General features: G+C 71.7%; 5 protein-coding genes, 1 tRNA gene and 1 pseudogene. 6 read left to right on the forward strand and 1 reads right to left on the reverse strand.

Annotated features, from left to right (window positions below; translation table 11 throughout):
* Positions 1-104 precede the first annotated feature (104 nt).
* From ACFT41_RS31830 to ACFT41_RS31840, 3 genes are all read left to right on the forward strand, one after another.
* Positions 105-1916, forward strand: coding sequence for an ABC-F family ATP-binding cassette domain-containing protein (locus ACFT41_RS31830; protein ID WP_377590175.1), 1812 nt, complete (start codon positions 105-107; stop codon positions 1914-1916).
* A 95-nt stretch (positions 1917-2011) separates the two neighbouring features.
* On the forward strand, positions 2012-2467 hold the full coding sequence (locus ACFT41_RS31835; protein ID WP_377590172.1) for a DUF4383 domain-containing protein: 456 nt from the start codon (positions 2012-2014) through the stop codon (positions 2465-2467).
* Between the two features lie 117 nt (positions 2468-2584).
* Complete coding sequence (locus tag ACFT41_RS31840; RefSeq protein WP_377590170.1) at positions 2585-3061, forward strand: DUF4383 domain-containing protein; 477 nt, start codon at positions 2585-2587, stop codon at positions 3059-3061.
* A gap of 16 nt (positions 3062-3077) precedes the next feature.
* On the opposite strand, the gene ACFT41_RS31845 is transcribed toward ACFT41_RS31840, so the two are convergent.
* Positions 3078-3770: a TetR family transcriptional regulator gene (locus ACFT41_RS31845; RefSeq protein WP_377590174.1), complete on the reverse strand. Its 693-nt coding sequence runs from the start codon at positions 3768-3770 to the stop codon at positions 3078-3080.
* Positions 3771-4099: 329 nt separating this feature from the next.
* Between ACFT41_RS31845 and ACFT41_RS31850 the strand changes: the two genes are divergently transcribed.
* From ACFT41_RS31850 to ACFT41_RS31860, 3 genes and pseudogenes are all read left to right on the forward strand, one after another.
* Positions 4100-4170 (forward strand) — tRNA-Gln (locus tag ACFT41_RS31850).
* A gap of 130 nt (positions 4171-4300) precedes the next feature.
* A pseudogene (gene glmU, locus ACFT41_RS31855) lies at positions 4301-5772 on the forward strand (bifunctional UDP-N-acetylglucosamine diphosphorylase/glucosamine-1-phosphate N-acetyltransferase GlmU); the annotation flags it as partial.
* 62 nt (positions 5773-5834) lie between these two features.
* Positions 5835-6815, forward strand: a complete 981-nt coding sequence (locus ACFT41_RS31860; RefSeq protein WP_377614101.1) for a ribose-phosphate diphosphokinase — start codon at positions 5835-5837, stop codon at positions 6813-6815.
* Positions 6816-6845: the final 30 nt, after the last annotated feature.

Below are 6845 nucleotides of genomic sequence, written 5' to 3' on the forward strand. Positions count from 1 at the left end.
GACCCGCCCCCGGGGCGGGTCGGGCGCGTCCGCGTACCCTGGGAAGCCAGGCGTCCCCAGGTGCCCGCCGGCACCGGGACGCCTTGATCATGGAAGGTGAGGTAGTGGCCAACATCGTCAACCTGGACCGGGTGTCCAAGGGGTACGGCGCCGCCGGGCCGCTGCTCACCGACGTCTCGCTCGGCCTCGACGACGCCGACCGGATCGGCGTGGTCGGCCTCAACGGCGCCGGCAAGTCGACCCTGCTGCGGCTGCTCACCAAGCAGGAGGATCCCGACGACGGTCGGGTCACCCACCGCCGCGACCTGCGCGTCCTCTGGCTGCCGCAGGCGCTCACCCTCACCCCCGAGGCCACCGTCCGGGACGTGGTGCTCGGCACCGCCTGGCTCGGCCAGAGCATGGGCGCCGAGCACGAGTGGGCCGGTGACGCCGGCGTCCGGGCCATCCTCGACGGCCTCGGCATGCCCCACCTCGGCCTCGACCAGCCCGTCGGCCCGATGTCCGGCGGCGAGCGCCGCCGCGTGGCGCTGGCCGCGCTGCTGGTCCGCGAGTCCGACCTGCTCATCCTCGACGAGCCCACCAACCACCTCGACGTCGGCGGCGTCGACTGGCTCGCGAAGCACCTCGTCGGCCGCCGGGGCGCCCTCGTCGTGGTCACCCACGACCGGTGGTTCCTCGACGCCGTCTGCACCACCACCTGGGAGGTCGCCGACCAGACCGTCCGGGCGTACGAGGGCGGCTACGCCGCGTGGACCCTGGCCCGCGCCGAGCGGGAACGGGTCGCCGCGGCCACCGAGGCCCGCCGGCAGAACCTCCTGCGCAAAGAGATCGCCTGGCTGCGCCGCGGGCCGCCCGCCCGCACCTCCAAGCCGAAGTTCCGCATCGACGCCGCCAACGCGCTCATCGACGACGTGCCGCCGCCGCGCGACACCATGTCGCTGCAACGGCTCGCCACCGCCCGGCTCGGCAAGCAGGTGTACGACCTGGAGCACGTCCGGCTGCACGCCGGCCCCAAGGAGATCCTGCACGACACCACCTGGCAGGTCGGTCCCGGCGACCGGATCGCCGTCCTCGGCCGCAACGGCGCCGGCAAGACCACCCTGCTGCGGATGCTCGCCGGCATCACCTGCCCCGACGGCGGCCGGTTCCACACCGGCTCCACGGTCAAGCCGGCGTTCCTCTCCCAGGAACTGGCCGAGCTCCCCGGCCACCTGCGCGTCCTCGAAGCCGTCGAGGAGGTCGCCCGCCGGGTCCAGCTCGGCGACCGGGAGGTCTCCGCCGCCCAGCTCGCCGAGGTCTTCGGCTTCGACGACCGCCGGCTCTGGACGCCCGTCGGCGACCTCTCCGGCGGGGAACGCCGCCGCCTCCAGATGCTCCGGTTGCTCGCCGCCGAGCCCAACGTGCTGCTCTTCGACGAGCCCACCAACGATCTGGACACCGACACCCTCGCCGCGCTGGAGGACCTGCTCGACTCCTGGCCCGGCACGATCATCGTGGCCAGCCACGACCGGTACCTCATCGAACGGGTCACCGACGCCGCGTACGGGATGTTCGGCGACGGCCGGCTCGTGCACCTGCCTGGCGGCGTCGACGAGTACCTGGCCCGGGCCGCCGACCGGCCGCCCGCCGCCCCGGCCGCCCCCGCCGGGGCCCCCGCCGACGGCACGCCGGCCGCCGCCGCGAGCGGCATGTCCGCCGCCGAGGCGCGACAGGCCAAGAAGGAACTCACCCGCCTCGAACGCCAGATCACCAAGCTGGATCAGCGGGAGGCCACCCTCCTCGACCAGCTCGCCGCCAACGCCACCGACTACGCCAAGGTCGCCGAGCTGGACGCCCAGCTCAAGGACGTCCGGGCCGAACGGGAACAGGTGGAGGAGAACTGGCTGGCCCTCGCCGAGCAGGTGCCCGGCAGCTGACCAGGGCAGCCGGGTGGGGGGTGTGCGGCGTCACAGCCCGTCGTGCGGGACAATCGCAGGCGACCCCTCACCCGCACGGTCTTGGAGACTCAGACATGTCCCACACCCCCGTCAACCATCCCGCGCGGCCGATCTACCGGGCGATCGGCGGGCTCGTTGGTCTGTACTTCCTGGCCTTCGGGGTGCTCGGCCTCGTCGCCAGCGCCGGCGACGATTTCCTCGCCCAGGATGACACCAAGGTGCTCGGCCAGGGGACGAACCTCGGCTTCTCGCTGCTCAGCATCGTGCTCGGCATCGCGATCCTCGCCGGCACCGTGATCGGCCGCAACCTCGACGTCGCGATCAACCAGTGGCTGGCGTACGCACTCATGGTCCTCGGCCTCGCCGAGTTGGCCTTCCTCCAGACCGACGCCAACATCTTCAACTTCACCATCACCACCGACGTCGTGGTGCTGACCCTCTCCATGGTCCTGCTGATGGCCGGCATGTACGGCAAGGTCGGCACGGACGAGGAGAAGGAGGCCTGGCAGAAGGCCCGGCTCGTCCTGTAGATCCCGCAACGCAGCGGGGGTCGGCACGCGCCGGCCCCCGCTGCGGCGGTTCGACCCGCGTCCGACGGCCGGCGGGGTGACAATCCTTCCGACTGGCAACAATCGGACGGAGGGGTCATGGCACACTTTCCGGTCAACCACCCGGCCCGGCCGCTCTACCGGGTCCTCGTCGGGCTCGTCGGGCTCTACATCCTGCTCTTCGGCGTGTGGGGCGTGGCCGAGACCTGGGGCGAGGGGCTGTTCGACCGGGGTAGCCACTGGGCCCTCGGGCTCCGCACCAACCTGGCGTTCTCGCTCGTCTCGGTGGTCTTCGGCATCGTGCTGCTGGTCGGGGCGTCCCGGCGCAGCAACCTCGGCCACTACATGAACCTCACCGCCGGCGGGGTCTTCCTCGTCACCGGCACCCTGATGATGGCCGTCCTGCAGACCCCGGCGAACTTCCTCAACTTCTCGATGTCCACCGTCATCGTGTCGCTGCTGTTCGGGCTGGTGCTGCTCGCCACCGGACTCTACGACAAGGTGGGCCCTGCCGAGCACGCCGAGGCCGAGGATCGGCGCCGCCGCGACCCCGTCCCCGGGGCCGGCAGCCGCTGACCCGCCGCCCGCTCCGTCAGCGACCCCGGGACGTGATCAGCGTCGGTTTCGCGTCCAGATGCGACAACCCGTTCCAGGCCAGGTTGACCAGGTGCGCGGCCACCGTCTCCTTGCGCGGCTTGCGCACCTCCAGCCACCAACGCCCCGTCAGTGCCACCATGCCCACCAGCGCCTGCGAGTAGAGCTCGGCCAGCTTCGGGTCGTACCCCCGGGTCTTGAATTCGGCACCGAGGATGTGCTCGACCTGGTGCGCGACGTCGTTCATCACACTGCTGAAGTTGCCCGTCGCAGACATCACCGGCGACTCCCGGACCAGCACCCGGAACCCGCTGGTCTCCTCCTCGATGTAGCCCAGCAGGGCCATCGCGGCCTGCTCCAGCAACTCCCGGGGGTGGCCGGCGGTCAGCGCCGTGGTGATCCGGTCCAGCAGGGCCCGGACCTCCCGGTCCACCACCACCGCGTAGAGCCCCTCCTTGCCGCCGAAGTGCTCGTAGATCACCGGCTTGGAGACCTTGGCCCGGGCCGCCACCTCCTCGATCGAGGTGGCGTCGAAGCCGCGCTCGGCGAACAGTTGCCGGCCGATCGAGATCAGCTGCTCGCGCCGCTGGGCCGCCGACATCCGCACCCGCGACGGCGGCTTGCCCACCGCCGCCGGCACCACGCGTCGCCGCCCACCCGCTCCGCCCCCGCTGACCGGACCATCTGCCATGCCGTCACCTCGCCGGCGCGCGGTGACGCCCTGTCGTGGAATGCTGCCGCCGTCGTTGGTCGCGCCGCCGTCGTCGGTCATCCGGTCATCCTGCCAGGCGGTGGCCGGCCCGACCGACCCGTTTACCGCAGCCGGCCCCGTTGCCCTACCTTGTCCGGCACAACACCGGCGACGGCTATCGCGGCTGCCTGACGGTCGAGGTGCCCAGATCGCGGCGGCTCTACTGGAAGATCGAAGGGATCATGGCGGGAATGGGCGCTGGCGTGGAGGCTGTGGGGCGCTAAGGTGTAGTGGTCCGGCCAACCGATTGGTTTGTCCGTTTTAGGCCGTCCCGGGTCGTCTAATGGCAGGACGTCAGGTTTTGGTCCTGATTATAGGGGTTCGAATCCTCTCCCGGGAGCTTCCGCTGTATCGCCGTCCTCGCGTGGTTAGCATGGCCGCGAGACTGTCGCCGTCCCGACGGGAGCCACGTCGTGTCCCAGCCCCACCTCCGCACCGTCGTCGTGCTCGCCGCCGGGGAGGGCAAGCGGATGAAGTCGGCGCTGCCCAAGGTGCTGCATCCCCTGCTCGGCCGGACCCTGCTCGGTCACGTGCTCACCGCCACCGGGCCCCTCCGGGCCGACCGGACAGTCGTCGTGGTCGGCCACGGCGCGGACCAGGTCCGGGCGCACCTGGCCGAGGTCGCCCCGGAGGCCGTCCCGGTGCTCCAGGCGGAGCAGCGCGGCACCGGCCACGCGGTCCGGATCGCGCTCGACGCCGTCGCCGACGCCGTGGGGACCGTGGTGGTGATCAACGGGGACGTGCCGCTGCTGCGCCCCGAGACGGTCGCCGCGCTGGTCGACGCGCACGAGGCAGCCGGGGCGGCGGCGACCGTGCTCGCCGCCGAGGTGCCCGACCCCACCGGGCTCGGCCGGATCGTCCGGGACGAGGCGGGCCGGCTGCGGCAGATCGTCGAGGAGCGCGACGCCACCGCCGAGCAGCGGGCGCTGCAGGAGATCAACGCCGGCAGCTACGCGTTCGACGCGACGCGACTGCGGGACGCGCTGGGCAAGCTCTCCACCGACAACGACCAGGGCGAGGAGTACCTGACGGACGTCTTCGCCCTGCTGGTCTCGGTTGGTGAGCCGGTCGGAGTGCAGGTGGCCACCGACCACGTCGAGACGCTGGGCTGCAACGACCGGGTCGAGCTGGCGGCGCTGCGCCGGCTGCTGCGCGACCGGGTCAACGAGGCCTGGATGCGCACCGGGGTCAGCATCCTGGACCCGGCGACGACCTGGATCGACGTGACGGTCGCGGTGGACCGGGACGCGGTCATCGACCAGAACACGCAGCTACGCGGCCGGACCGTGGTCGGCGCGGAGGCGGTGGTCGGCCCGGACGTGACGCTGATCGACACCGTGGTCGGCCCGGGGGCGACGGTGTTGCGCAGCCACGCCGTCGAAGCCGAGGTCGGCGCGGGGGCCAGCGTCGGGCCCTACGCGTACCTGCGGCCGGCGGCGCGGCTGGCCGAGAAGGCCAAGGTCGGCACGTTCGTCGAGGTGAAGAACTCCGAGGTCGGCGCGGGCGCGAAGGTGCCGCACCTGTCGTACGTGGGTGACGCGACGATCGGGGCGAAGGCCAACATCGGCGCGGCGACGATCTTCGTGAACTACGACGGGGTGAACAAGCACCGCACGACGGTCGGCGAGGCGGCCTTCATCGGCTGCGACACCAGCCTGATCGCCCCGGTGGAGGTGGGCCCGGGCGCGTACGTCGCGGCGGGCAGCGCGATCAGCCAGAACGTGCCGGCGGGGGCGCTCGCGGTGACCCGGGCGCCGCAGCGCAGCATCGAGGGGTGGGTGGCCCGGAGGCGGGCCGGCACGGTGTCGGCGGAGGCGGCGGAGCGGGCCCGGCGGGCTGCGACGGAGGATGCGCCTGGGGCATAGTGGGCGCAAGGGAAGGTGAGGCAATCCACGAGGGCGCCGAGGCGGTTCGGGAGCCGTCAGGCGGGGGAGATACTGCAAACCGAAGTCTCCGGCCCCACACCGCAGCCGGGCACACCGACCAACGGGAGCAGACGGGCCCATGGGCAGCATCGTCGCCGAAAACCGCAAGAGCCTGATGCTCTTCTCCGGACGTGGTTTCCCGGAGCTGGCCAGGGAGATCGGTGAGGTCCTCGGCATCGCGCCGACGCCCGCCGACGCGTACGAGTTCGCCAACGGTGAGATCTTCGTGCGCTTCAAGGACTCGGTACGCGGTTCGGACGCCTTCGTGGTGCAGTCCGTGACGCACGGGGTCAACACCTGGGTCATGGAGACTCTGATCATGGTCGACGCGCTGAAGCGTGGATCGGCCAAGCGGATCACCGTGGTCCTGCCGTTCTACCCGTACTCCCGGCAGGACAAGAAGCACCGCGGCCGGGAGCCGATCTCGGCGCGGCTGGTGGCGGACCTGCTGAAGACGGCGGGGGCGAACCGCATCCTCACGGTGGACCTGCACACCGCGCAGATCCAGGGCTTCTTCGACGGCCCGGTCGACCACCTGTTCGCGATGGACATCCTTGCCGAGTACGTGGAGCGCAAGTTCGCCGGTCGGCCGATGACGGTGGTGGCGCCGGACTCGGGCCGGGTGCGGGTGGCGGAGCGGTGGACCGACCGGCTGGGCGGCTGCCCGCTGGCGTTCATCCACAAGACGCGGGACCCGTTGAAGCCGAATCAGGTGGTGGCGAACCGGGTGGTCGGTGAGGTCGAGGGTCGGGTGTGCCTGATCGTCGACGACATGATCGACACCGGCGGGACGATCACCAAGGCCGCCGACATCCTGCGGGAGTCGGGTGCGGCGGAGATCGTGGTGGCGTCGACCCACGCGCTGTTGTCGGACCCGGCGGTCGAGCGGTTGAAGAACAGCCCGATCACCGAGGTCGTGGTGACGAACACGCTGCCGCTGCCGCCGGAGAAGCAGCTCGACAAGATCACGGTGCTGTCGATCGCGCCGCTGCTGGCCCGGGCGATCCGGGAGGTCTTCGACGACGGGTCGGTGACGACCCTCTTCGGCGGCCTGAGCTGACGTGAGTGCCGCGCGCCGGCTGCCGGGACC

The organism is Micromonospora sp. NPDC057141 (assembly GCF_042670805.1).
Lineage (GTDB): Bacteria > Actinomycetota > Actinomycetes > Mycobacteriales > Micromonosporaceae > Micromonospora.

Coding starts and splice junctions, on each gene's coding strand:
- ACFT41_RS31845 (WP_377590174.1), bottom strand. CDS start 3,770: ATGGCAGATGGTCCGGTCAGCGGGGGCGGAGCGGGTGGGCGGCGACGC.
- ACFT41_RS31840 (WP_377590170.1), top strand. CDS start 2,585: ATGGCACACTTTCCGGTCAACCACCCGGCCCGGCCGCTCTACCGGGTC.
- ACFT41_RS31835 (WP_377590172.1), top strand. CDS start 2,012: ATGTCCCACACCCCCGTCAACCATCCCGCGCGGCCGATCTACCGGGCG.
- ACFT41_RS31860 (WP_377614101.1), top strand. CDS start 5,835: ATGGGCAGCATCGTCGCCGAAAACCGCAAGAGCCTGATGCTCTTCTCC.